Raw genomic sequence first — 25961 nt, forward strand, 5'->3', positions numbered from 1 at the left:
CGCGCGGGGCGGACGCCGCCGGCCGCTCGGGTACAAACGCCCGATGCAACCGACCTCCCACTACCTCGCCTGCGAAGGCCGCGAAGTCCACTACATGGCGTGGGGCGACCCCGCGGCCGAGCCGGTGATCGCGTGGCACGGCCTGGCCCGCACCGGGCGCGACATGGACGACGTCGCCGAGCACCTGTCGGCGCGCTTCCGCGTGATCTGCCCCGACACCATCGGCCGCGGCCTCAGCCAGTGGAGCCCCGAGCCCGAGAGCGAGTACTGCCTCGCGTTCTACGCGCGCCTCGCCGCATCGCTGGTCGACCAGCTCGGCTTCGGGCGCGTGCACTGGATCGGCACCTCGATGGGCGGCGCGATCGGCATCGCCGCCGCGGCCGGGCCGCTGCGCGGCCGCATCCGCAGCCTGCTGCTGAACGACATCGGGCCGCAGATCGCCGACGCTGCCGTCGAGCGCATCCGCAGCTACGCCGGCAACCCGCCCGCGTTCGCGACCGTGAGCGAGCTCGAGACGTACTTCCGCACCGTCTACAAGCCGTACGGGCCGATGAACGACGCGCAGTGGCGGCGCCTCGCCGAAACCTCGACGCGGCGCCTGCCCGACGGCCGGGTGACGCCCCACTACGACCCGAACATGGTCATGCAGTTCACCCACCACCCCGACGACTACCGGCTGTGGGACGCGTGGGACTCGCTCGACCTGCCGACGCTGGTACTGCGCGGCGCCGAGTCGGACCTGCTGCTGCCCGAGACGGTCGAGCAGATGACGGTGCGCGGGCCACGCGCCGAGGCGGTCGAGATCGCCGGCTGCGGTCATGCGCCGACGCTGAACTCGCCCGAGGAGTTCGCGCTCATCGAGCGGCTGTTCGCGCGGGCGGGCCGAGCGATGTAGATGTCGGGCGGCCGCGCGGGCCTCGGTGTGACGCGGCGCAGTACGCTGGCTCGCCAGGCGCGAGCCCCTTCGCACCTCAGCCGGTCACGTCCCCGATCCAGCCGGCCAGCGTGTCGAGCAGCGCCGCGCGCACGTCGGCGTCCGTACGGCCGCTCTTCGCCGGCACGTGGAACGAGTGGTCGGCGTCGTCGAACCACGCCACCGTGGCGCGCGAGCCGAGCGCGACGATCACGCGCCTGGTGAGCTCGACGTCGGCGAGCTCGTCGCGCGTGCCCTGCAGGAACAGCATCGGCAGGGTGACCTGCGCCAGGTGCGCCGCGCGCTCGTCGCCGGGCTTGCCGGCCGGGTGCAGCGGAAAGCCGAGGAACGCGATGCCCGAGACGCCGGGCAGCGGCTCGAGCGCCTGCGCCTGCGACGTCATGCGGCCGCCGAACGACTTGCCGCCGGCGACCAGCGCCAGGCCGGGCAGCCGGCGCGCCGCCTCGGCGACCGCCGCGCGCACCGTCGCGTGCGCGACCGCCGGCGGGTCGACGCGTTTCGAGCCGCGTTCGAGGTAGGGGAACTGGTAGCGCAGCGTCGCGATGCCGCGGTCGGTGAGGCCGTCGGCGACGGCGGCAATGAACGGGTGCGTCATGCCGGCGCCGGCGCCGTGCGCGAACACGAAGCAGCTGCGCGCCTCGGGCGGCACCTGCAGCAGCGCCGAGACGCTGCGCTCGGCGTCGACCGCGATCCTGACCGGCTCGAAGTGCGCCGGGCGCGGCGCGCGTGAGGGGTCCGCGGCGGGCTCGATCATGCGCGCCGCCCCGGCCGCTTGCTTACGCCGCCGGCCGGTCGGCCGCGCTGCGCATCGCCGAGCCGAGGTACAGCGCGACCGCGGTGCCGATCAGCGGGTACCAGAACGCCGGCTGCGACAGGATCGCCGGCGACCACTTGGTCGGGTCGTTGCCGCTCAGCGTGAGGAACAGCGTGACCCAGCACACCAGGCTCACCAGCAGCCAGCTCACCGCGAGCGTGCGGCCGAGCGCCTTGCTCGCCCCGAACGCCTTGGCGGCGGCCCAGCCGGCCAGGAAGCCGAGCAGCATGACCGGCAGCGCGACCAGCACCAGCGACTTGAGGTCGAGCAGCGCGACCACCTGCGCGAGCGGCAGCAGGTCGGGCTTCTGCGCCCACTCGGCCTCGACGAAGCGGCCGGCCTGGCCCTGCAGCAGCAGCTGCGCGCAATACAGCACGAAGGCGATCACGACGCCGGCGAAGACGCGCAGCACGTGGCGAGCGGGCGACGGGCGGCGGGGCGGGGAGAGGGGAGCGTCGGTGGCAGCGTTCATCGGGGGTGCAGTCTAGCGGCGGGGTCGGTGGGTTTCGGGTGAAGGGCTGGAGAGGTCGAAGGCAGGTGGCGAGCTCGAATTGCTTCGCCCCACGCGCAGGCAGGGCGGCTGCCACGGCGTGCAGGCAGGCGGCGTGCGCGGTCGTCCGGGTTCGACGCGTCGGCGCGGAATTGGATGCGGGTCGAGCCTCGTCGGTCGGACCGTCGGCCTAGAGCGGCGCGGGGTCGCGCACCACGAGCGTCACCGTGTTCACCAGCGGGTCCGGCTTGGCGATGACGCGCGGGATCGTCAGGCCGCGTCCCACCAGGTAGCTGCGGATGCTGACCGTCCGCGAGCTGGCGAGGCGTGGCGTCTTGTCGGCCTCGTCGCGCGGCGCGGTCACGGTGAGCGTCGACGCGCGGTCGCGCTGGCTCGCCGCGACGCGATCGAGCACGGCGCCGAGGGCTGGCCGCACCACCGCGCTGCCGGTCGCGAACGAGTGGCGCAGCGGCACGTCGATGCGCAGCGCGCCGTCGGGCTGCATCTGGAACACCACCGGCGTGCCGCGGAACAGGTCGGCGAGCCGGCGCTGCTCGATCGCGAGCGCCGACTCCACCGGCGCGCGCGGCGCTTCCACCGCCGGCGGCGGCACCGCGAGCAAGGTGTCGGGCTGCGCCGGCGGCGGCTCCGCGGCGCGCGGCGCCGGCGTCGTCTGGCAGGCGGCGAGCAGCGCGAGGGCCGCGGCCGGCAGGGCGAATCGGGTCAGGCGCATGGGGCGCGATTACATCAGATCGCCGTTTTCGATTGCTGCGGCGCGACAAACCCGCGCCGCGGGCAGGCCCGGCGCCGGCGCCGACCCCCTCCCTAGAATGCTCCGCCTCTTCGCGACGAGAGCATCTCTCATGTCCTCCGGCCTGATCCGCATCCGTGGTGCGCGCCAGCACAACCTCAAGAACCTGGACGTCGACATCCGCACCGGCGAGATGACCGTCGTCACCGGGCCGAGCGGTTCGGGCAAGTCGAGCCTGGTTTTCGACACGCTCTACGCCGAGGGCCAGCGGCGCTACGTCGAGACGTTCAGCGCCTACGCGCGTCAGTTCCTCGACCGCATGGACCGCCCGGCGGTCGACAAGGTCGACGGCGTGCCGCCGGCGATCGCGATCGACCAGACCAATCCGGTGCGCAGCTCGCGCAGCACCGTCGGCACGATGACCGAGCTGAACGACCACCTGAAGCTGCTGTTCGCGCGCGCCGCCGAGCTGTTCGACAAGCAGAACGCCAAGCGGGTGCGCTACGACTCGCCGGAGACGATCTACGCCGAGCTGGTGGCGCGCACCGCCGAGGACGACCCGCGCCTGACGGTCACGTTCCCGGTCGAGCTGCCGGCGGACGCGAGCGCGCTCGACGTCGAGCAGTGGCTGGCGGCGAGCGGCTTCACGCGGGTGCACGCCGAGCGCATGGGCACGCTGCCGCAGCGCGACGCCGCCGACCCGAAGGCCACCAAGGCGGGCGACGCGAAGGCGGCGGCCAGGAAGGCCGCGAAGGCGAAGGCCGACGCCGCGCCGGCAACGCCGAACCGCATCCTCGACGTCGTCGCCGACCGCTTCCGCATCCAGCGCGTCGAGAAGGTGCGCGCGATCGAGGCGATCGAGACCGCGCTCAAGCGCGGCAGCGGCCGCGTCAACGTCTACGTGACGCCCGACGTGGCCCGCGAGCCGCACTTGCAGCAGCAGGCGAGCGCCGAGGCGTTGCTCGCGCCCGGCTCCGAACCGTCGGCCAGCGCGAACGCGGCACCCGCAGCCGCGGCGAACGAGCCCATCCTCTGGCGCTTCTCCACCGGCCTGCACTGCCCCGACAGCGACCTGCGCTACGCCGAGCCGCAGCCGGCGCTGTTCTCGTTCAACTCGGCGTACGGCGCGTGCGACGTGTGCCGCGGCTTCGGCCGCGTGATCGGCGTCGACTACGGGCTCGTCATCCCCGACCCGAGGAAGACGCTGCGCAACGGCGTCATCAAGACGATCCAGACCCCCGCCTGGCAGGAGTGCCAGGACGACCTGCTCAAGTACGCCGGCGACGCCGGCATCCCGCGCGACACCGCGTGGGCGCAGCTCACCGACGCGCAGCGCGACTGGGTGATCAACGGCTCGCCGAACTGGAACGGCAACTGGAACAAGCAGTGGTACGGCATCGCGCGCTTCTTCGAGTACCTCGAGTCGAAGGCGTACAAGATGCACATCCGCGTGCTGCTGTCGAAGTACCGCAGCTACACCCCGTGCCCCGCCTGCGCGGGCGCGCGCCTGAAGACCGAGGCGCTGCTCTGGCGCCTGGGCAGCAGCGAAGACGCCGACCGCGTGCTCGAGCCGTCGCAGCGCTTCCTGCCGCGCGGCGTCGACTGGACCCGCGAGCAGCTCGAGGCGCTGCCGGGTCTCACCGTGCACGACCTGATGCTGTTGCCGATCGACCGGGTGCGGCGCTTCTTCGACGGCCTCAGCCTGCCGAGCACGCTGCTCGACGACGCGCTGAAGCTCCTGCTCGACGAGATCCGCAACCGGCTCAAGTACCTGTGCGACGTGGGCATCGGCTACCTCACGCTCGACCGGCAGAGCCGGACCCTGTCGGGCGGCGAGGTGCAGCGCATCAACCTCACGACCGCGCTCGGCACCTCGCTGGTCAACACGCTGTTCGTGCTCGACGAGCCGTCGATCGGGCTGCACCCGCGCGACATGAACCGCATCGTCGAGGCCATGCAGCGCCTGCGCGACGCCGGCAACACGCTGGTGGTGGTCGAGCACGACCCCGCGGTGATGCTGGCCGCCGATCGGCTGATCGACATGGGCCCGGGCCCCGGCGAGCGCGGCGGGCAGATCGTGTTCGACGGCACGCCGCACGCGATCCGCAAGGCCGACACGCTGACCGGCGCCTACCTCGGCGCGCGCAAGCAGATCGGCATGGGCATCAAGCGGCTGGTCGGCGACTCGACGCCCAAGCTCATCGTCGAGAACGCGCGCGACCACAACCTCAAGGGCGTGACCGTCGAGTTCCCGCTGCTGCACCTGGTGTGCGTGACCGGCGTCTCGGGCTCGGGCAAGAGCACGCTGATGCAGGACGTGCTGTTCCCTGCGCTGCAGCGCCACTTCGGGAAGCCCACCGACGCGCCGGGCGCGCACGACGCGCTGCACGGCGCCGACTGGATCGCCGACGCGGTGTTCGTCGACCAGAGCCCGATCGGCAAGACCGCGCGCTCGAACCCCGGCAGCTACGTCGGCGCGTTCGACGAGATCCGGAAGCTGTTCGCGGCCGAGCCGCTGGCGGTGCAGCGCGGCTACGGCGCCGGCATGTTCAGCTTCAACGCCGGCAACGGGCGCTGCCCGACCTGCGGCGGCTCGGGCTTCGAGCACGTCGAGATGCAGTTCCTGTCGGACGTGTACCTGCGCTGCCCCGACTGCGACGGTCGACGCTTCCGCGCCGAGATCCTGGACGTGAAGATCGAGCGGCGGCTGCCGGGGGAGGTCGGCGCGGCGACGCTCGCGGCGCAGCGCGGCGGCGTCGCCGGCGGCGCGGCGCGGCGTGGCGCACTCGGCTCGGCTGCAGCGCAGCCGTCGGACGGCTCGACCGAGCGCCCGCTCGTCGAAGGCGACCTCTCGCTCGACGCCGCCCCGCACGTCGTCGACGCGCCGCCGGCGCCGCGCGACCAGCTCAGCATCGCCGACGTGCTCGACCTCACCGTCGCCGAGGCGGTGCAGCGCTTCCGCGACGACCGCAACGTGGTCCGCCTGCTGCAGCCGATCGTCGACGTCGGCCTCGAGTACGTGAAGCTCGGCCAGCCGGTGCCGACGCTCTCGGGCGGCGAGGCGCAGCGCCTCAAGCTCGCCGGCTTCCTGGCCGAGTCGGCGCAGAGCGCGACCGCGAGCCGCCAGCCGGTCGCCCGCAAGGGCACGCTGTTCATGTTCGACGAGCCGACCACCGGCCTGCATTTCGACGACATCGCCAAGCTGATGCGGTCGTTCCGCAAGCTGCTCGACGCCGGCCACTCGCTGATCGTGATCGAGCACAACCTCGACGTGATCCGCTCGTCGGACTGGGTGATCGACCTCGGCCCGGAGGGCGGCGAGGGCGGCGGGCAACTGGTTGCGACCGGCACGCCCGAGTCGCTGCGCCGCCACCCGACGTCGCACACCGGCAAGGCGCTCGCGGCGTACGAGCGCGCGCTCGGCCTCGACGGCCATGCGGTCGAGGAAGAGGGCGCGCTGCTGCAGACGGTGCTGAAGGCGGCGCGCGACAAGCGGCGAGCCGAGCAGGGCGAGTTCATCCGCATCGTGAATGCGCGCGAGCACAACCTGAAGGGGCCGTTGCCGGCGGTCGATGGAGGCGGGGCGGGCTTGGCTGGCCTTGCGGCGGCTGCGGCGAACGCGGGCGCTGCGGCGCTCGTCGCTGGAGCGAGCGCGACCGCGCGCGTGACTGCCTTCGCTCAATCTGATGACGAGCGCACGACCACTGTCGCGCTCGATGCGGCGGCATTGGAGTCGACGAGCGCAGCCCCCGCGGCTGCATCCAGTCCCGTCTTCGGTGCGGTCAGCCACGCCGAGCGGGCTTCTGTCGACCGCAAGACCTCCGGTCTTTCCGTCTCGATACCGCGCAACAAGTTCAGCGTGATCACCGGCGTGTCGGGCTCCGGCAAGTCGACGCTCGCGTTCGACATCCTGTTCAACGAGGGCCAGCGGCGCTACCTCGAATCGCTGAACGCGTACGCGCGCAGCATCGTGCAGCCGGCCGGGCGGCCCGAGGTCGACGCGGTCTACGGCATCCCGCCGACCGTCGCGATCGAGCAGCGCCTGTCGCGCGGCGGCCGCAAGAGCACGGTGGCGACGACGACCGAGGTGTGGCACTTCCTGCGCCTGCTTTACGTGAAGCTCGGCGTGCAGCACTGCATCAACGACGGCACGCCGGTGCGGCCGCAGAGCGTCGAGAGCATCGCCGCGCAGATCCTGCGCGACCACGCCGGCGAGCACGTCGGCCTGCTCGCGCCGCTGGTGGTGGCGCGCAAGGGCGTCTACACCGACCTCGCCAAGTGGGCCAAGGGAAGAGGCCACACGCACCTGCGCGTCGACGGCGAGTTCACCAAGGTCGACCCGTGGCCGCGCCTCGACCGCTTCAAGGAGCACACGCTCGAGCTGCCGGTCGGCGACCTCGTGGTCGGCCGCGACAACGAGGCCGAGCTGCGCGAGCTGCTCGCCACCGCGCTCGACCTCGGCAAGGGCGTGCTGCACCTGCTCAGCCCGCTCAACGGCCTGCACGGCGCGCTGATCGCCGGCACGCCGACCCGCAAGGTCGGCCAGGTGAAGGTGTTCTCGACCAAGCGCGCGTGCCCGACCTGCGGCATGAGCTACCCCGAGCTCGACCCGCGCATGTTCAGCTACAACAGCAAGCACGGCTGGTGCAGCACCTGCGTGGGCACCGGCCTCGCGCTCACGCGCGAGCAGCGCAAGGCCTACGACGACTCGATCCGCGACGACGACGAGCAGGGCCGCGAGCAGACCTTCCCGAGCGAGGAGCCCGAGGTCGAGGGCGTGGTCGACGAGCCCTGCCCCGAGTGCAGCGGCACCCGCCTCAACGAAGTGTCGCGCCGCGTCACGTTCGACGAGCACTCGATCGCCTGGATCGCGCAGTGGTCGATCACCGACGCGCGCGAGTGGATCGAGGACCTGCAGGCCGGCAACCGCCTCAACGCCCGCGACGCCGAGATCGCGCGCGACGTGATCAGCGAGATCCGCAGCCGCCTCGAATTCCTGGAGCAGGTCGGCCTCGGCTACCTCACGCTCGACCGCGCGGCGCCAACCCTCTCGGGCGGCGAGGCGCAGCGCATCCGCCTGGCGGCGCAGCTCGGCAGCAACCTGCAGGGCGTGTGCTACGTGCTCGACGAGCCGACCATCGGCCTGCACCCGCGCGACAACCAGATCCTGCTGAACGCGCTGCACACGCTGGCCGACAAGGGCAACACGCTGGTGGTGGTGGAGCACGACGAGGACACCATCCGCCGCGCCGACCACCTGATCGACATCGGCCCCGGCGCCGGCAAGCGCGGCGGCCGGCTGGTCGCCGAGGGCACCGTGACCGAGCTGGCGTCGAACCCTGATTCGGTGACCGGCCGCTTCCTCGCGCAGCCATTGGTCCACCCGTTGCAGCCGCGCCGCGAGGTCGGCACGCCGCCGGCGGACGCCGACCGCCGCGAGAGCGCGAGCAACGCGTGGCTGACCGTGCGCGACGCGACGCTGCACAACCTGCAACAGGTGACGGTCGACATCCCGCTCAAGCGCCTGGTTGCAATCACGGGCGTCAGCGGCTCCGGCAAGAGCACGCTCGCGCGCGACGTGCTGCTCGCCAACCTGCAGTTCATCAACACGCGCGGCGCCGCGCCCAAGTGGAGCGGCTGCGACAAGATCGACGGCTGGGCCTACATCGACCGCGTGCTCGAGGTCGACCAGACGCCGATCGGCAAGACGCCGCGCTCGTGCCCCGCCACCTACATCGGCTTCTGGGACACCATCCGCAAGCTGTTCGCAGAGACGCTTGAAGCCCGCGCCCGCGGCTACACGCCCGCGCGCTTCAGCTTCAACACCGGCGACGGCCGCTGCCCGGCCTGCGAAGGCCAGGGCGTTCGCACCATCGAGATGAGCTTCCTGCCCGACGTGAAGGTGCCCTGCGACGTGTGCCACGGCGCCCGCTTCAACGCCGAGACGCTGGCGGTGAGCTGGCGCGGCAAGAGCATCGGCGACGTGCTGACGATGGAGGTCGACGAGGCGGTCGAGTTCTTCGCGTCGATGCCGAAGATCCAGCATCCGCTGCAGCTGCTGAAGGACGTGGGGCTCGGCTATCTCACGATCGGGCAGCCGTCACCCACGTTGTCGGGCGGCGAGGCGCAGCGGATGAAGCTGGTGACCGAGCTGACCAAGGTGCGCGACGAGATCGGCCGGCGCGGGCAGAAGGCGCCGCATACGCTGTATGTGCTCGATGAGCCGACCGTGGGCTTGCATATGGCGGACGTGGAGCGGCTGATCCGGGTGCTGCATCGGCTGGTCGATGGCGGGCACAGCGTTGTCGTGATCGAGCACGACCTGGATGTGATTGCCGAGGCGGACTGGGTGATCGATCTGGGGCCGGAGGGGGGCGTGAATGGAGGCAGCGTGGTGGCGGAGGCGGTGCCGGAGGCCTTAGTAATGCGGGACGAAAGTCACACGGGGGCCGCCCTGGCGCCTGTGTTGGGGCGCGGATCGGATCACCTCGTCAGAGCGAAGGCCGGTTGATCGTGGAGCACGAGCCGATGCTTAACCAATCGTCTCCAACGGCTGCTGAGGGGCGCACGCGGAGTCCGGACAAGCCAAGCCACTTCCAAATCAAGTTTTCGCCGCTCGACCTGTTGAAGATCGTGGGCGGGATGGTCGTGCTACTGGGTCTCCTTCTGCATCTGGTTGGTGTGGCAACTCATAGCGCCTATCTCAGGGAATGGGGGGTTGAGGCCGCACTCTTTCCAAGACCACTTGACCGTGTACTTATTGATGGTTACGAGGTCTTGCTTGTGTCGGGTCTGAAGATATCGATCCTCCCGAACCTTTTGATCCTCGTAGCGTTCGCAGCAGCTGTGACCTTGTACTGGACTGCTTTCGGCGAGGCCTCACGCCGGATCGATGCCATGGAAGCAGCGCCGGCATGGCTTGAGAGGCTGCCTCGTTGGGCCCAGCTTCTTAGCGCGAGATTCGTTGTGGTCCTGGGCATAACGATTGCCGTGCCGCTTGCCATGTGGTTAATCAGCTACTTTCTGGCACAGCCTGTGGTGCTCGCCGAAAACAGCGGAAAAGCCCAAGCCGCCAAGCAGCGAGAGCAGTTTGCGAAGGGATGTCAGGCGGCCACGCCGACGGGTTGCTTCGAGCTCAGGCGAGGAACTGAACTCGTCGCTCGTGGCCTGCTTATCGATGGCTCGCAGGAGTACATCGCGTTCTACGACGTAGGCACATCCGGCGTACGCGTTGTACCGCGACAGGGAACAAGTTTCGTAAGAATCCGCTGACGTTGCGCTGGACTACTGTGTGCCGAAACCCTTCTCACATGCGGCAAACGATCCCACGAACTATCTTGGTGAGTGTCTGCTAGAGAATGAGAGGAGTCATTCGCGGCCGCTACTCCATGTGGCTGCTTTGATTAGCACCGGCCAGCCGGAAGGCTGTCGTAGCGGCGGTTACCGTGTGTGCGCCCAAGCCCTCTAGGGCGCCTGAATCGCGGTCAGCGCTGGATGGTTGGAAAAGTCCTCAAGCGCGGTTCTGAGAAGCGCTGCAAAAGTAACGAAGCGTCCACCGCCCCCTTGCGCGAGTTTCCGAAGTGCGGAATGCCAAGCGGCCTGACCAGTTGACTGAAACTCCAGTCGAGACAGGTCGCCGCCGGCTCGGCTCCAAATCTCCTGGTCCCGCGGACCAAGTGGGTATAGCTCAACGAGTGCTAACTCAAGTGCTACCCATGGGTCTTGAGTTGCCACAAACACCCCGGTCGAGCTTCCGGGCAAAGCTGACTTCTTGCCCCCGCAGCTCAAGGCGACCGCGAAATTCACTTCAAGGTTCTCAGCTTTGAAGATAGGGTGCTGGTTGTCAGGAATCTGCTTCGGAACTTCTTCAGCAACGTAGTTAAACAGGTCGAAGAGCTTGATGAATCCACTGCTCGACATGTCTGCGGCGCCCTTAAGACCCGCCAGAAGTGCGGTGGTAAACACGCTGTTTCGAGCCCCCGAGAACACAGCAGAAACCTCGTCGGCGCGGCATGACGCCATCAGTGCGCGGCCTCTACCAGAAGCCAGCTTGACGAACGTGTTGGACGAGTAGCCGGACTTGAATTCGTGGCCCTTGCCATCCGTCAATGTCTTCGACACGGAAGCGCCGCCGGCGTGGCAGGCATCGATGAAGACAAGAACGCGCTCGGCCTTGATCTGAGACAGTGCTCGGGCGAATTCGTCAGAGCTAATGGACGTTCCCTGTATATCGGCTAGGTCGGTGTCTACGGTCACCAAGACGCTGTCTTCATCGCCAGGACTGCCAACGACTGCCCCGTGGCCAGAGAAGAACACGAAAGCCGTATCATCTGTGCCAGCGCGAGCAGATAGCTCAGCTAACGCGTTGAGGACCGCTGCCCGCGTCGCTTGGCCGTCCAGCAACGTGACTACATTTGCGGGTTCATAGCCACAGTAGTTCGGAGACGTCAGCGTCGCAGCAACGTCTTGCGCATCGTTCAAGATCGCAGTAGGCAAGTCCGCGACTCGCTGGTAGTTCGCCACGCCAATGAGCAGTGCGTGGCCCTTTGGATAGCCAGTTTGATTCATAGGGCAGGAGGTTGTCGTTGATCGTTAGCGCCATCCGACGATGTCGGCGTCGCTCGCTAGGAGGCGCAGCCTTTCGTTCGCGCCGAAGTCGCTGCACATCACGCTCAGTAGGTCGCGTGCACCCGGGTGGCCACCATAACGAAGAGACCTGAGCGCGGAGTGCCATCGCGCTGTGCCGTTCTGCAACCTTCCGGGAAGGTCTGAGTTCTTGCCTCCTGCACGGGACCAGAGCTGTTCGTGGTCAGGGCCAGAGGGATACAACTCACACGCGACCTCTTCAAAGGCCCGCCACTTGTCCTCAATGCTCGGCTTCGAGATCCCAAGCCTCCACTGTTGGTAGAAGCTCAGGGAGCTCGCGCATTGCTGCAGAGCGGGCTTCAGATCGTAGCGCCGGTCTGCTAGCCGGTCGCAGAGGTATTGGACAGCGCGATCCCAGCGCCGGCTGTCTACGAGCGTCCCCAGTTGAACGGCGTCAGCATGAGGCAGCGATCGACCGTCCCTCATTAGGTTGGTCAGAAAGCCGACGAATGCGTCCTCCGCGAATGAGGGTAGGGCGCTCACGATTGCCAAGCGCGTCCCTAGCGGCACTGATGCTTTTTGAAGCACCAACTGAAGGTCTGAGCTCGCTAACACTGCATGTGCGAGCTCGGGCTCAGGTGCGCTCAGAGCGTCGCCGTTGACCACGGTATTCAGCCATCCACTGGCAGTCGCTCGCAAGTACAGGTCGCGGTGCGAAGCAGGGATAAGCGACCAAAGTCGCGCCCGGCCTGGCGCTGCGGTCAAGTCGGCGAGCGGCGTGCGGGCCAGTGCTTCGATTAGACCGGTAAATGCGGCATTTCCTTTTCCGAGGCAAGCCAGGACGCGGTCTCGCGCTTCCACGGCTTTGCTTGGCGCGCTCCACAAAGAATTGCTCTTCCCGATAGCGCTAGCCCACACCTTCTGTTCAGTCAGGTCTTGGCAGCGGATGCCAGCAAGCATCTCCGGATGCATGACCGATAGATCACCGCATATCTCCACCAAACGCTGGTCCTTCAAATCTAGCGTGGCCTTCAGCGTTTCATCGGGCGTGGCGTGTTGTAGAGCCAACCTCAGCCCCGTAGTGCTATCTGGCTGCATGTCGACTTTGAGCTGTTGCTCAGCAGCTTCCCGCGGAGACATCATCGCAGCCAACGCCGCACCGTGAGCCACCAGCCACCCCTTCTTGAGGAACAGTGAGAGAGCCGCAACAACATTCGTAGCCTGGAGCTTCTTTGGAGTCGCCTGTGCCAGAAGCTGCTCAGTGACAGCGTCAGATTGCAGAACCCGCACGGCGGCTGAAAAGGCAGAATGGCTCAACTCGGCCCATCGCCAGATAGCCTTCCAAAGGCCTGAGTCTCTTCGGAGCCCCGCGGCGTACAGGCCACCTGTCACTGCGCCGCGCCAAGCAGGGCAAGCAAGGTCGCTGTTGGCAGACGCCTCTAACAGCGCGACCAGGTCGGCGTCCTCTGCCTTAGCGAAGTCGAGCTTGCTCACCGCAAGCTCGACAGCCGACCAAAGTGGTTTCGCGCTTGGAAAGCTAGGCAGGTCCAGGTTCCTCATCAGCATCAGCTGCCTGCAGCTGGTCATTGGAACCTGAGCTGCAATACGCTGGATGAGTCTTGCTTTCGGCTCCGTGCCAAGGTCGGTCCGATTGGACAGGCCGTCCATCAAGCGCACGGCTTTAAGTAGATCGTCAAAGCCGTCCAGGCCCGTGACAAGGCTATGCAGCCTCTCGAGTTTGCTCAGCTCCTCAATGGTTGTGGCCTCGAAGCCAAGCTCCCCGGCCAAGACCAAATAAGGTCTTGCATCCCGCTGGCCGCATAGCACGGCAGCACTTACAGACTGGGGAGTTTTAATATCTCGATTGATGACGCCGTGCTTGGTCCAACGCGCCCGAAGCTGTTCAGGCGTGCACACGATAGTTGGCCCCTGCTGGACATCAAGGTCCTTGGGCCCGAAGCTAAGTCGGAAGGCGAAGACTCGCCTCATGGACGGCCAGAGGTTGCGCCAAAGCGCAGTCACAAGGCTTTCGAATCCAGCCACGCCCAGCCGAATCGCGGGTCCCTGCTGTTCCGCCAGAGCGTTGGCAGCACCGATCAGGTCCTCGGGGAAATCGGCTGTACTTGATGCCATCCCGATGTCAAGGGCGGAGAGCTCGTCCGGAATGGCATCTGTCGAAACTGCTAATCGTTCAAACAGCACGGTCAGGTCTTCGACTTGACATATGTCATCCAAGTTGACGATGAGTGCGTGGGTCAACACCATGCCACCACGCGACGAGCCCGAGTCTAGGAATGTCCGCGCTAAAACGTAGTGGCGGTCACAAGGGAAGCCGCGAACGAAAGGCGACCATGCCTGTACCCCTGGAGGCACTCCGTCCGGAAGGTCCAGCCGGGCAGCAACGCTTGCGGCGACGGCCGAGTTTGCGCTCGAGCCTCTGAGGCCGTGCCCGCCGCCCTCGATTTCGCCGTATACCGCTTGTTCGACGTGCATCTTAGGCGGCTTCTGCCATGAGTCGCTTGATTGGTAGCGTGATGTCGGCGCTTCGCTCCCCGTTAGGCAGGATCACGTAGCCAAAGTCCTCAGGGCCTCGGGTTGCGTAGTCCACATCGGGCACGGTCTTGCTCAGTGGCTTTTCCAGAGCAGAAAGACCGAGGATGCTCGGCGCGATCCAGTTGCTTCGCACGAAAGACCACAACATGGGCAAACGAGCCCTCAACAGGTCTGGGGGGAGTTCGGTCGTTTGTAGCTCGTCCCAGCAACTGAGCAGGAGGGTCAAACGTGGCTTGCGAAGCGGCCTGTCCAGGGAGAACTGCGCCAGATAGAGCAGTATCTGAAGGAGCTCGATCGTTCGCGCTTGGTCCGATGGCTCGAACTTCGCCGGCTCGTCCTGCTTTTCGGCCGTTGCGAAGGACCGCAGTGGGCGTGAGAACAGGTCCTCTTCAGACCGCAGCGAGTGCAGTCGGATGAGAACAACCCAATCCGTGGCCTGCAGGACCCGCTCGCGCCAAGTCGCTGGAATGCGGCGCTCTGTCACCAGATTCCGGACTTGTTCGCCGCCGTAATCCGGCCAGATTAGTTCGGCAAGGCGCCCCGAGTCGTCCTGGATCGGCCAGACGCTCTCCACGTAGCTGCTAGCTGGAGTGTGATCGGTCGCCCTGCCTTCAGTCAGGCAACCGAGTGCAGTAGTGAATGCTTCCAGGTTGGTCGGCGCCCCGTGCATTTTCAAAGCGCATGCCTTTACCATGAGCCGCTTCAAGAACTGGGCACCGTAGTGTGTTTTGCCAACGTTGGACTCGCCGACCAGCAGGATGGTGTGTTGCTGGGTCACGGGCTATTTCCTACTGAACCGGAATAGGGGATCGTGGGCGGATGGTTGCGTCGTGGGCAACACTACGCTGCCACGCTTGGTTGTGACGATCCAGTCGAACAGTGCACGAAAGCCGTTCTCGGCAACCACGCCCTCACGCGCAGCCACGCTGACTGTGAACTCTGGAACGGCCGGCGTCACAAAGGTGACCGCTCTTCTGATCTGCGCCTCCATTGCCGGCGGGACTTCGACATCTCCCTTGGTCCAGACCAGTGCCAAGGGGCGACCACGAGCTTCTGCGATAGCGCGCTGTGCGAGTAGCTGGAAGTCATTTCGGGCCATTCCCATTTTCGTACCGGATAGTGCTTGCCGGTCAGCGATGAGGAGAGTTACGTCCGCGTGCCGGGCGATCCAGCGAGCTCCCTCTGCGTCGGGAGCTTCTTGGTTCATCGCCCACTTCCTGAACCACTCTCCCGGCGCATCGGCAAAAAGCAGGTCACGGAGCGTCCCATCCCTGCGTCGAAACGCGAGGTGGAGCATGCCCGGCGCGCGTGCCTTTCCGCTCGGCGTGTGTGGCGGGAAGCGAGGCGGCAGTGGACCTGGCTGCCATCGCATGGAATACGCGACGGCTTCCCAACCTGTCAGCGTGTAGGAGTTGCTGAAGACGTTGTATTCGGTCGTCAGTGCCCCCCGTCCAAGAAGGAGATAGAACGAGCCTAGGATGGTCGTCTTACCGGCGCTCTCCGGCCCCACGATACCGACTGTTATGGGTTTGACTCGTCCGCTGATGAAGTTAAGGTCAGACTCCCCCATCGCCAATCCACTCCACGGAAGCAGCATCGCGTCCGATACAGATTGAGCTGTACCTGTTGGGCTCTCGACGCGCTTCCACTCCGGACACAAATCCCGCTTGAGGTGGCCAAGCGTACAGGTAGTGTTGTCGTCAGCGAAACAGTCTTGGTGAGGACACTTGGACATGCGCAACCTATCGCCTCTTGGCTCGCTTGCCGCCGTTGACGCTCGTAGCGCGTGCAGCCTGTAGTTCGCGGAACAAGAATGCTCCCCATTCAGCGGGGGACATCGTCGCTGATGCGTCCATCCCGCTTAGGGCGCGCAGGGATGCGACTTCAATCGTTGCGAGATCCTGACCGTGCCCAATTAGGGAGAGCAGCGGACCACGCCCAACTGGCGCAGGCACGTACTGCGCCGCCAGGGTGCGAAACGGCTGCATGAATGCGGCCGTCTTGGCGTCGCGAACCAGACTTGCGACGTCGCGCCGGCCGTTGCCTCCGCTCTCGGGCTCAGCAGGCAAGCAGCGAATGGCCTCCTTCAGGAATGCCGGCACACTTGCAGGAGAAAAGGTCGGCACTTGTTCATGAAGATCGAGAGCCATTAGTGCCGAGGCCTGGAAAGCAGGCATCTCAAGATAGCTTTCGTGGGCACTTGGCGAGTACAAGGCTTCCTTCCACCAGAGGAGGTTGGTGCGGCGCTGCAGGCCGGCCGTGGCGCCGCTAAAGCTGGCTAGCGCCTTGTCCACATGTGCACTAACAGTCTTCGCAAGATCGGCTAAGGGCGTGGAGATATCAACAGGTGCTGGAGCAGTCCCCTGCGCGACCTCGTCAATCGCTTCGCCGATGGCATCGCTAACCCGGCTTGAAAACTCTTGGGCCCATGCCTGCAAATTATTCTGCAAATGGTGGGGATTTGGGTTGGCGCCGCCCACAGGCCCTGTTGCCGAGTGAATCTTGGCCTTGAGTACGGCTCGGTCCACAACATGCGGTTCATACTCTTCAGCCGTGATGTTGGGCGCCTCGTACTGCAGCTGCTCAATGGTGATCATCTCCGGCGTCGCCCACTCGGCTTCTGCGCGCGCATCGACCTTGGTCTCGATATCGCTAATAGCCTCGCGCCATATCGGAGCTTCGTCGGCTGTCTCAGCGTGAGCCAGCGCATTGCGCGCGGTGTTTACGAAGGCAACTGCAATGGCGTCGTCCTCGCGAGCTGCTTGGACAAGTGCATCCAGCAGCACCGCTCGCAGGACGTTTACGGGCCGTCCCGTGAACGCATTGGCTACAGTCTCCCAACGCTTGCGAAGCGCCGCCATTGCCTCCTCCAGGACGGGATCCGAAGGCGGGACCGAGGGATCAGCGGCCACCATCGTGAAGCTGACCGTCCTGGATGGAGCCTTTCGTAGTGCAGTAGCCAAGTCCTTGGCCGTCGTGCGCAACTTCTCCAGCTTGGTGTCATCGCTGTTGAGGTTGATCGCCCCGATTTCGAGGAACCTCATCAGAAACTCTTGCTCCATCGCAGCCTCCCTGAGCTTTGTCTTAATTATCAAGGAATAATCCCGGACCACTCGTACCGGACGATCGCCCTGCCTCGAGCCGAGCGGATCAGTGGCGGGTAACGGGGCGACAGCGTGCGTTCGTCCGCGGTGGCCGAAGGGCCGGAACCGCTGCACTCGCGACCCAGGCCGCCTACTGCAATTCACCCGTCGATGGAGGAGCGGCTTACGCGGTCCGCAGCCGTACGATTGCGCTCCCATGCACGCCCGAGACCTGCGTGAAGCTCAACCCCTCGTCCGCACCGACGTCTTCGTTTTCTAACTCTGCCTCGGCACCATGACCTTCGGCGGCGGCAACGAGGGCATTTGGGGAAGGATTGGTCGGCTGCAGCAGGCCCAGGCTGACGCGCTGGTTGGTGCGGCCATCGAAGCCAACATTAACTTTCATCGACACCGCCGACGTTTATGCCGCCGGCCGCCCCGAGCAGATCACAGGGCAGGCGCTGCGCAACCTCGAGATTGCACGCGACGACCTGGTGATCGCGACCAAGGTGTTCGGCGACATCGAGCGCCGGCCCCAACGCGCGCGGCAACAGCTATAGCCAGATCCTCGCGGGCCTGAGCGCGAACTTGCAGCGCCTGCAGCTAGCTCGCGTCGACCTGTACCAGATCCACGGGTTCGACCCCGCCACGCCGATCTAGGAGACCGTCCGCGAGCTCGACATCACGGTGTAGCAGGGCACGTGGCCGAGTCGCGAGTTCAGCTGCGCGTGGCGGAAATCGAGATCGGCTGAGCGCTGGCCCGCGGTGATGCGCCATGCCGCGCTGCAGCCAGCCGGCTCCGGTATCGAGCACCCGCCAAGCCGACCAGCGTCTCAGTCCCCCGTCAGCTCAAACTGCCCCACCGCCACCGGCCGCCCAAACAAATACCCCTGAAACAGCGCACATCCGTGCTGCATCAGGAACTGCCGCTGCTCCTCCGTCTCGACCCCCTCGGCCACCACATCCAGCGAAAACGCCTGCGCCAATGCCAGGATCGTGCGCACGATGGTCGCGTCGTTCGGATGGGTCAGCACGTCAGCCACGAAGCTGCGGTCGATCTTCAGCTCGTCGAGCGGAAGGCGCTTCAGGTACGCGAGCGACGAGTATCCGGTGCCGAAGTCGTCGATCGAGAAGCACACGCCGTGTGCCTTCAGCTCGGTCATCTTGACGATGGTCGCTTCCACGTCGTCGAGGAGCACGCTCTCGGTCAGCTCGAGCTTGAGCAGGTCGGCCCGCGCACCGCTGCGGTCGATGATGTCGGTCACCTGGCGCACGAAGTCGGCTTGGTGGAACTGGCGCGCGCTCACGTTGACCGAGATCTTCAGCGTCGACGACGCGGGGCTTCGGGACCACCGCACCAGCTGATCGCACGCGGCCTGCAGCACGTGTCCGCCGAGCTGGTGGATCAAGCCGCATTGCTCGGCCAGCGGGATGAACTCCGCCGGCGGCACGTTGCCCCGCTCGGGGTGCTGCCAGCGCGCCAGCGCCTCGGCACCCACCACGCGCCGTTCGGCATCGACCACGGGCTGCAGGTAGATCTCCACCTCGCCGCGCTGCAGTCCCGCGCGCAGGCTGGTTTCGAGCGCGGCACGGGCCAGCATGGCCTCCTGCATGGCGGGGTCGTAGAAGCGCAGCGTGTTGCGGCCGGCACTCTTGGCCTGGTACATCGCGAAGTCGGCCCGCTTCAGCAACTCGTCGGCGGTGTCGTCCGGCGCGCCGAACAGCACGATGCCGATGCTCGGCGTGCTGCAGCAGGTGGCGCCGTCGATGTCGTAGGGCATGCCGATCTCGCGCAGCACCATGGTGGCCACCGACTCGGCGTGCGTGGCGGCCTGCATCGCGTCGGCACCGAGGTTCTCGACGATCACCACGAACTCGTCGCCGCCCATGCGCGCCGCGGTGTCCGCCTGGCGCAGGCAGCCGCTGAGGCGCTGACCGACCTGCTTGAGCAAGGTGTCGCCGGCCGCGTGCCCCTTGGTGTCGTTGAGATCCTTGAAGTTGTCGAGGTCGATGAACAACAGCGCGCCGTAGCCCGACGTTCGCGCGCTGTTGCCGATGGCGTGCTCCAGCCGGTCGAGCATCAGGCGCCGGTTCGGCAGTCCGGTGAGCGGGTCGAAAAACGCCAGCCGCTGCGTCTCGGCCTCGGCCAGCCTGCGTTCGGTGACGTCGGAGAAGCTGCCGACCATGCGCAGGGGCCGGCCCTCGGCGTCCCGCTCGACCACATCGCCGCGCTCCAGAACCCAGATGACGCTGCCGTCCTTGCGCCGCATGCGGTGCTCGTGGCGGTACGCGCCGTGGCCCTGCAGGCAGCGGTTGATCGCCAGCTTGACCGCGTCGCGGTCCTGGTCGAACACGCAATGGTCGAAGTCGGCGAGGGTCGAGCTCAGATCGGCCTTCTCGTAGCCCAGCAGTTCGTACCAGCGCTGGTTGTGCTGCAGCCGATCGGTCGCGAGGTCCCAGTCCCAGACGCCCTCGCCGGTCACGTTGAGCACGTAGCTCAGGCGGCGCTCGCTCTCCTGCACCTGCTGCTGGGCACGTGTGATGTCGGTGATGTCGTGCGCGATGACCAGGATGCGCGGCAGGCCGTCGTCGCCCATGAAGGGCTTCTTGATCGACTTGAAGTGGCGGGTCTCGCCGGTGCGGTCGTCCGTGGAGTCCTCGAACACGACCACGGTTTCGCCGCGCGCCATGATCTCGATCACGTTGCGCCGGAAGAACTCGGCCTGCTCGGGCGTGGCGCTGTAGTCGCCGTCGTGCTTGCCCACCATGTCGTCCGGCGTCGTGCCGTAGAAGTCGGCCACCGGCTTGTTGCACAGCAGGAAGTTGCCCTCGTGGTCCTTCATCACGATGAGGTCGGGGCTCTCGTCGACCACTGTGCGCAGCAAGGCCCGCTGAGCACGCAGGTCGCGCTCGACGTCGCCGCAGTGCCACGAATCGCCGCTGACGTGTTCCAGCCTCGCGCGCAGCGCGTGGATCTCGCGGCGCAGCGGCAGGCAGGCGGGTCTGTCGAAAGCGATCGTCGTTTCGACGACGTGATCCATGGATGTCTCGGGGGGGTGTCGGGGCTAGGGGCAGCGATCTGGAAGGCCGCTCATCTCCCTCATCGGCCCCGGCGGTGCGGACTTGAGCGCTCGAGCTGGGAGACACGCGCACCCTGCAACGATCGATGCGCCGGCAGCCTGCGCGAGCTGCGCGCGGCGCTCACGATCGCCGACGCCGCTCTAAGATGGCGGCCCGCCCTGCGCCGCGCCGCACCCACGACGATGGACGACGACCCGACCGTGCTCCCCGCCGACGCGCCGGCCGCCTATGGCGTCGTCGCGATCGTGCTGCACTGGGCGATCGCGGCGCTCATCGTCGGCGCGTTCTTCATCGGGCTGTCGATGGTCGACCTGCCGTTCTCGCCCCAGCGCTTCAAGCTTTACAACTGGCACAAGTGGATCGGCGTTGCCGTGCTCGCCTTGTCGGCGCTGCGTCTGCTCTGGCGCGCCGCGGGGCATGCGCCGCCGCCGCTGCCGGCGCACACGCCGGCGTGGCAGCGGCAGGCCTATCGCGGCACGCATCTCGTGTTCTACGCGCTGTTCTTCGTGGTGCCGCTGCTCGGCTGGGCGTACACGTCGGCGGTTGGCGTGCCGGTGGTCTGGCTCGGCCTGGTGCCGCTGCCGGATTTCGTGCCGCGCGACAAGGCACTCGGCGATGCCGTCTTCAAGCCGCTGCACGAAGTGTCGGCATACTTGCTCGCCGCCATCGTCGTCCTTCACGTCGCTGCCGCGTTGAAGCATCAGTTCATCGACCGCGACCGCCTGCTCGCACGCATGTGGCCGTGGTTCCCCACCCGGAGCCGGCCATGACGTTTCGAACGCTCGCCCGTGCCGTGGCGTGCCGCGCGCTGCTCGCCGCGGCGTGGCTGCCGCTCGCCGGCGGCGCGCTTGCGCAGGCGCCTGCCGCCACGCTCGTTCCCGCGCAGAGCGAAGTCACGTTCCAGCTCAAGCAGAGCGGCGTGCCTGTCGACGGCAAGTTCCGCCGGTTCGACGCGCAACTCGCGCTCGACCCCAAGGCGCCGCAGGGCGGGTCGGTCACGGTGTCGATCGACACCGCGAGCGCCAGCGTGGGCTTTGCCGACACCGACGCCGAGCTGCCACGCGCCCCCTGGTTCGACAGCGCCAAGTTTCCGCGCGCGGTGTTCCGCTCGACGGCGATCACCGCGCTCGGCGGCGGGCGTTTCGAGGCGAAGGGCAAGCTCGAGCTGAAGGGCACGGTGCGCGACCTGGTCGTGCCGGTCGCCATTGCGCAGAACGGAGCGCAGTCGACCGCGACCGGCGAGTTCGTCGTCAGGCGGCTCGATTTCAAGATCGGCGAGAACGAATGGACCGACGTCTCGCTGGTGGCCAACGATGTTCGCGTCCGCTTCAAGCTGGTGTTCACGGGCCTTCGCCCGTTGTAGCCGGTTCACACACTCCAGGAGACTCGTTCGATGTTGAAAGCCTTGTATGTGTCCGCGTTGTGCGTCGCGGCGTGCGCCGTGTCGGCCGAGCCGGTCACTTTCGCGATCGATCCCGGCCACACCGTCGTGACGTTCGAGGCGCTGCATCTCGGCACGTCGACGCAGCGCGGCCGGCTCGTCGCGAAGGAAGGCAGCGTGGTCCTCGATCGCGCCGCGAAGACCGGCAAGGCCGACATCACGCTCGACATGAACTCGATCAGCACGGCATCGACGGGCCTCACGGGGTTCCTGCGCGGCGAACGCGCGTTCAACGTCGCGGCCAACCCGACGGCGCGCCTCGTCGTCGACAGCATGACGTTCGACGGCGACAAGGTCGCGTCGATCGCCGGCACGCTGACGCTCAACGGCAAGTCGCAGCCGATGACGCTCAGGGCGAAGCGCTTCAACTGCTACGAGAACGCGCAGCTCAAGCGCGAGGTCTGCGGCGGCGACTTCGAAGGCACGCTGCTGCGCAGCCAGTACGGGCTCGGCTTCCTGGCGCAGGTCACGCCGGACGAGATCCCGCTGCTCGTGCAGGTCGAGGGCGTGCGGCAGCAGTAAGCGCAAAACGCGGCGGTCGAGCACGCTTTCCCGGCATCCGATGCCGCGGCGGGCACGCAGACTGCAGCGCTGTCGGGCATGAGCGGAGGCTGGCGCGCAAGAGGCCTGGCGCGCGATCGCGAGCCGAGGTCGCTGCTCGGCGCGGTCTGCAAGGTCTCAGAGCCGCTGCATACGAGCCGCAGCGACGAGATCGCCACTGACGCGCCGGGCAGCGGTCGCACGAGGCCCGGTGACGCACCGTCGTCGGTGGCGCGGTGACGGGCGTCGGCAGGCGATCCGCCATCCGCCTATCCTCGCGCCTTGCCTGGAGAACCCCCATGAGACTCAAACCCCTCGGCCGCACCGGCCTCTTCGTCTCCGAGCTCTGCCTCGGCACCATGACCTTCGGCGGCGGCGACGAGGGCATCTGGGGAAGGATCGGCCAGCTGCAGCAGGCCGAGGCCGACGCGCTGGTGGGCGCGGCCATCGACGCCGGCATCAACTTCATCGACACGGCCGACGTCTATGCGGCCGGCCGGTCGGAGCAGATCACCGGGCAGGCGCTGCGCAACCTCAAGATCGCGCGCGACGACGTGGTGATCGCGACCAAGGTGTTCGGCGAGACTGGCCCGGGCCCGAACGCGCGCGGCAACAGCCGCAGCCACATCGTCGCGGGCCTGAAGGCGAGCCTGCAGCGCCTGCAGCTCGACCACGTCGACCTGTACCAGATCCACGGGTTCGACCCCGCCACGCCGATCGAGGAGACGGTGCGCGCGCTTGACACCATGGTGCAGCACGGCCATGCGCGCTACGTGGGCGTGTCCAATTGGGCGGCGTGGCAGATCATGAAGGCGCTCGGCATCGCCGAGCGGCTGGGCCTGGCGCGCTTCGAGAGCCTGCAGGCCTACTACACGGTGGCCGGCCGCGACCTCGAACGCGAGATCGTGCCGATGCTCCAGAGCGAGGGCCTCGGCCTCATGGTGTGGAGCCCGCTCGCCGGCGGGCTGCTGAGCGGCAAGATCAGTCGCGACACGCAGGCCGCCGCCGGCGACCGCCGCGCGAGCTTCGACTTCCCGCCGGTCGACAAGGAGCGCGCCTACGACTGCATCGACGCCATGCGCGCCATCGCCGACACGCGCGGCGTCTCGGTCGCGCAGATTGCCCTGGCCTGGCTGCTGCACCAGCCCCAGGTCACCAGCGTGATCGTTGGCGCCAAGCGCCCCGAGCAACTGGCCGACAACGTGGCGTCGGTGCAGGTGCGCCTCACGCGGGACGAGCTGGCGGCGCTCGATGCGGTGAGCAAGCTGCCGGCGGAGTATCCGGGGTGGATGTTCGAGCGGCAGGGGGAGGGGCGGCGGAAGCAGCTTGTAGAGGGGAGCTGAGGCGCCGTCAGACAGCTACCGGGTTCGGCCCGCGCACTACATTCGGCTGTCTAATTACTTAGCGATTCCTGGACGATAGCCGGCCTCCCGCTATCGGCGTCGTCGAGCACGCGTTGCTGGTGCGCGTTGAGTATCGGCACGCTGGTGTCAAGGCAGCTTCTTGAACGAATTGGCAACTACAAAGCTTCCGACTCTGTTGCCCTGCGCGATGCCGGCATCCGCGTCAAATTGCCAATGAATGCCCAGCCAGATGCGACTTCGGCCGTTCGCGTACTCCGCGTGGGAGAAAGACACGAAAGATTGCGGCAGGCTAGGCCGCGGCTGAGCGTCGCCAACGCCATAGTTCTGTCCGTTGTACTCGTCAGAAATGAGCGTGAATGGGAAGTCGCCCTTGAACTCTTCGCGCATCACCTGCAGCACCGCGCCGCCGAAGACTGCGTGACCCGACGGGTACGATGGGAATGGCGGAGTAAAGTTGGGCCCGCGGCCGTTAGTCGCCGGCGCGCCTAGAGGCGTCCAGGACGGGTCAGCTGTCGTGCCGCCCTGTGCATTTCGTATGCCAGTTACGGGTCGCCAAAGTTGATAAAAGTATTTCGCTTCCCAAGCCGAAATGCCGGCATCGGCCATCGCGACATTGATGCGGGCCATGTAGGCAGCGTAGTCAGAGATCGTCATAAACGATTTCCGGCTAAGGGCGAAGTCCAGCGCCATCTTGTTGTATAGCCGCGGCGGTGCGCAGAGCGCCGGCGTTCCGTCGTAGGCCCAGAACAGCCCCTCGAAAGTCTGAAAGTCGCGTCGATCGGTGGCCGACGTCGTTCCGTCCGCGCCATACTGCTTGACCTCGTTGAAGGCAGCAAGATAGTGCGGCGAGTCAAGCTTCGGGTACTGTGCCGGGCGGAACTGCTCAGCGGACGTCATCACGAAGGGGCGAACGGTGGCCCATTTAGCCCCCAGAGCGACGGTCAAGTTTGAGATCGGATCGGGCGACCAAGCCTCCGGACAGGGGGCGCCGCCGCAGGGCTTGGGTGTGTAGTCAACGCCGTAGATTGGCTCCATATGGTCTGCCCCATCGCCCGCGCGCTTAACTAAGATGGCTTTGGCAGCATCGGAACCGACCTTGGCTCCCGCGTCGAGTTCGGCCTGCGGCACGGCTGGCGGCTTTGGCATGCGTGCGACGTCTTGGGTGAATAACGCGTTAATCCGCGGTTCCTGGTATCGATAAAGCGAGATCAGCGTGTCCCGGGTAGCCTGTGCGATAGCCCGATCGGTCGCGACGACGGAGTTGTTGAGGCCGTTGACAGGGGGCAATCCGACATAGCTCTGATGGGTCTGATGGATTGCGTTAACTGCTTCGAACATGGCGACGTGAACGATCGCCATGGCGTAGCTGGCGCGATGTGGGCCCAGTTGCTGTGCGAAGCGGCGCGGGTCGTCCCCTGATCCCGCCTCCACAGGTGTGTGGTCCAGCGCTGTGGTTTCCATGGCGATGTTGTGCCAGTTGATGTACCGCTCGAGCGTGGTTTCGGGAATCCTCCCGGAAAGAATGGACAGCGTCCTGCTTGACAGCGATTTCTGCGAGTCCTGCACGCTTAGGAGCTTGGCGAACTCCTCGTAGTTCTTCGGTTGCAGGTGTGGCTGGCCGATTGCCGCCATTGAAGTAAAGGCGATTACGCACCACAGTATTAAGCGCTTCATATAAATCTCCTTGTTAGGACTTCCAGCGCAGATGGTGGGTGAGCACCAGCTGCCTGCAACCATCAAGAAGGATGAGAGAGCCCGCAGGCCTACTACATGTTGGCCGCGACCTCGAACGCGAGATCGTGCCGATGCTGCAGAGTGAGGGCCTCGGCCTCATGGTGTGGAGCCCGCTCGCCGGCGGGCTGCTCAGCGGCAAGGTCACGCGCGACACGCAGGCCGCCGCCGGCGATCGCCGCGCGAGCTTCGACTTCCCGCCGGTCGAGAAGGAGCGCGCCTACGACTGCATCGACGCCATGCGCGCCATCGCCGACACGCGCGGCGTCTCGGTCGCGCAGATCGCGCTGGCCTGGCTGCTGCACCAGCCGCAGGTCACCAGCGTGATCGTCGGCGCCAAGCGCCACGAGCAGCTGGCCGACAACGTGGCGTCGGTGCAGGTGCGCCTCACGCCCGACGAGCTGGCGACACTCGATGCGGTGAGCAAGCTGCCCGCCGAGTATCCGGGGTGGATGTTCGAGCGGCAGGGGGAGGGGCGGAGGAAGCAGCTGGCGGACGCGGGGCGCTGAGCGCGCGGGCCGGTACACGAACCCGGTCGGACTGCGACGTCGTGCACGTGCGCGACTCGCTTCTTGCGGGCCCGACCGAGTGCC

The 25961-nt window shown here is 66.7% G+C and carries 17 protein-coding genes and 2 pseudogenes; 9 read left to right on the forward strand and 10 right to left on the reverse strand.

Translation table 11 applies throughout. The features are described 5' to 3' along the window. The first annotated feature begins 43 nt into the window (after window positions 1-43). The gene (locus tag HQN59_RS12300) at window positions 44-895 is read left to right on the forward strand and encodes an alpha/beta fold hydrolase (RefSeq protein WP_176069393.1); all 852 of its coding nucleotides are present in this window, start codon (window positions 44-46) and stop codon (window positions 893-895) included. 76 nt (window positions 896-971) lie between these two features. On the opposite strand, the gene HQN59_RS12305 is transcribed toward HQN59_RS12300, so the two are convergent. From HQN59_RS12305 to HQN59_RS12315, 3 genes are all read right to left on the reverse strand, one after another. After that, the gene (locus HQN59_RS12305; protein WP_176069394.1) at window positions 972-1688 is read right to left on the reverse strand and encodes an alpha/beta hydrolase family protein; all 717 of its coding nucleotides are present in this window, start codon (window positions 1686-1688) and stop codon (window positions 972-974) included. Window positions 1689-1710: 22 nt separating this feature from the next. After that, on the reverse strand, window positions 1711-2220 hold the full coding sequence (locus HQN59_RS12310; protein WP_176069395.1) for a hypothetical protein: 510 nt from the start codon (window positions 2218-2220) through the stop codon (window positions 1711-1713). A gap of 208 nt (window positions 2221-2428) precedes the next feature. Then, window positions 2429-2971 (reverse strand): OmpA family protein, encoded by a 543-nt coding sequence (locus HQN59_RS12315; protein WP_176069396.1) that lies wholly within the window; start codon window positions 2969-2971, stop codon window positions 2429-2431. Window positions 2972-3068: 97 nt separating this feature from the next. On the opposite strand from HQN59_RS12315, the gene HQN59_RS12320 reads away from it, so the two are divergent. Next, complete coding sequence (locus HQN59_RS12320) at window positions 3069-9500, forward strand: excinuclease ABC subunit UvrA (protein ID WP_425342720.1); 6432 nt, start codon at window positions 3069-3071, stop codon at window positions 9498-9500. A gap of 2 nt (window positions 9501-9502) precedes the next feature. Then, window positions 9503-10261, forward strand: coding sequence for a hypothetical protein (locus HQN59_RS12325; RefSeq protein ID WP_176069398.1), 759 nt, complete (start codon window positions 9503-9505; stop codon window positions 10259-10261). 192 nt (window positions 10262-10453) lie between these two features. Here HQN59_RS12325 and HQN59_RS12330 read toward each other — a convergent pair whose 3' ends face one another. The 5 genes from HQN59_RS12330 to HQN59_RS12350 all read right to left on the reverse strand — a co-directional run bounded on the left by HQN59_RS12330 (window position 10454) and on the right by HQN59_RS12350 (window position 17190). Further along, a complete protein-coding gene (locus HQN59_RS12330; protein ID WP_176069399.1) occupies window positions 10454-11557 on the reverse strand; it encodes a caspase family protein in 1104 nt (367 codons plus the stop codon). Between the two features lie 24 nt (window positions 11558-11581). Next, the gene (locus tag HQN59_RS12335) at window positions 11582-14068 is read right to left on the reverse strand and encodes a GAP1-N1 domain-containing protein (protein ID WP_176069400.1); all 2487 of its coding nucleotides are present in this window, start codon (window positions 14066-14068) and stop codon (window positions 11582-11584) included. Between the two features lies 1 nt (window position 14069). After that, window positions 14070-14906 carry a TRAFAC clade GTPase domain-containing protein gene (locus HQN59_RS12340; RefSeq protein ID WP_176069401.1) on the reverse strand — a complete coding sequence of 279 codons (837 nt, stop codon included), beginning with the start codon at window positions 14904-14906 and terminating at the stop codon, window positions 14070-14072. 3 nt (window positions 14907-14909) lie between these two features. Next, window positions 14910-15698 (reverse strand): TRAFAC clade GTPase domain-containing protein, encoded by a 789-nt coding sequence (locus tag HQN59_RS12345; RefSeq protein ID WP_176069402.1) that lies wholly within the window; start codon window positions 15696-15698, stop codon window positions 14910-14912. Between the two features lie 172 nt (window positions 15699-15870). Beyond that, window positions 15871-17190: a GTPase-associated system all-helical protein GASH gene (locus HQN59_RS12350; protein WP_176069403.1), complete on the reverse strand. Its 1320-nt coding sequence runs from the start codon at window positions 17188-17190 to the stop codon at window positions 15871-15873. A gap of 316 nt (window positions 17191-17506) precedes the next feature. Between HQN59_RS12350 and HQN59_RS12355 the strand changes: the two are divergent. Continuing rightward, window positions 17507-17868, forward strand: a pseudogene (locus HQN59_RS12355) (aldo/keto reductase); the annotation flags it as partial. 176 nt (window positions 17869-18044) lie between these two features. On the opposite strand, the gene HQN59_RS12360 reads toward HQN59_RS12355, so the two are convergent. Continuing rightward, the gene (locus HQN59_RS12360; protein ID WP_176069404.1) at window positions 18045-20252 is read right to left on the reverse strand and encodes a GGDEF and EAL domain-containing protein; all 2208 of its coding nucleotides are present in this window, start codon (window positions 20250-20252) and stop codon (window positions 18045-18047) included. Window positions 20253-20474: 222 nt separating this feature from the next. Here HQN59_RS12360 and HQN59_RS12365 point away from each other — a divergent pair, with 222 nt between their 5' ends. From HQN59_RS12365 to HQN59_RS12380, 4 genes are all read left to right on the forward strand, one after another. Next, on the forward strand, window positions 20475-21062 hold the full coding sequence (locus tag HQN59_RS12365) for a cytochrome b (RefSeq protein WP_176069405.1): 588 nt from the start codon (window positions 20475-20477) through the stop codon (window positions 21060-21062). Next, complete coding sequence (locus HQN59_RS12370) at window positions 21059-21655, forward strand: YceI family protein (protein ID WP_176069406.1); 597 nt, start codon at window positions 21059-21061, stop codon at window positions 21653-21655. The genes HQN59_RS12365 and HQN59_RS12370 overlap by 4 nt, the downstream gene beginning before the upstream one ends. A 30-nt stretch (window positions 21656-21685) precedes the next feature. Then, a complete protein-coding gene (locus tag HQN59_RS12375; RefSeq protein ID WP_176069407.1) occupies window positions 21686-22255 on the forward strand; it encodes a YceI family protein in 570 nt (189 codons plus the stop codon). A 317-nt stretch (window positions 22256-22572) separates the two neighbouring features. Beyond that, the gene (locus tag HQN59_RS12380; protein WP_176069408.1) at window positions 22573-23616 is read left to right on the forward strand and encodes an aldo/keto reductase; all 1044 of its coding nucleotides are present in this window, start codon (window positions 22573-22575) and stop codon (window positions 23614-23616) included. A gap of 147 nt (window positions 23617-23763) precedes the next feature. On the opposite strand, the gene HQN59_RS12385 is transcribed toward HQN59_RS12380, so the two are convergent. Then, window positions 23764-25311 (reverse strand): vanadium-dependent haloperoxidase, encoded by a 1548-nt coding sequence (locus HQN59_RS12385; protein ID WP_176069409.1) that lies wholly within the window; start codon window positions 25309-25311, stop codon window positions 23764-23766. 101 nt (window positions 25312-25412) lie between these two features. Between HQN59_RS12385 and HQN59_RS12390 the strand changes: the two are divergent. Next, window positions 25413-25877: pseudogene (locus HQN59_RS12390) on the forward strand (aldo/keto reductase); the annotation flags it as partial. Between the last annotated feature and the right edge of the window lie 84 nt (window positions 25878-25961).

The sequence above is a fragment of the Rhizobacter koreensis genome (assembly GCF_013366375.1).
GTDB classification, from domain to species: Bacteria; Pseudomonadota; Gammaproteobacteria; order Burkholderiales; family Burkholderiaceae_C; genus Schlegelella_A; species Schlegelella_A koreensis.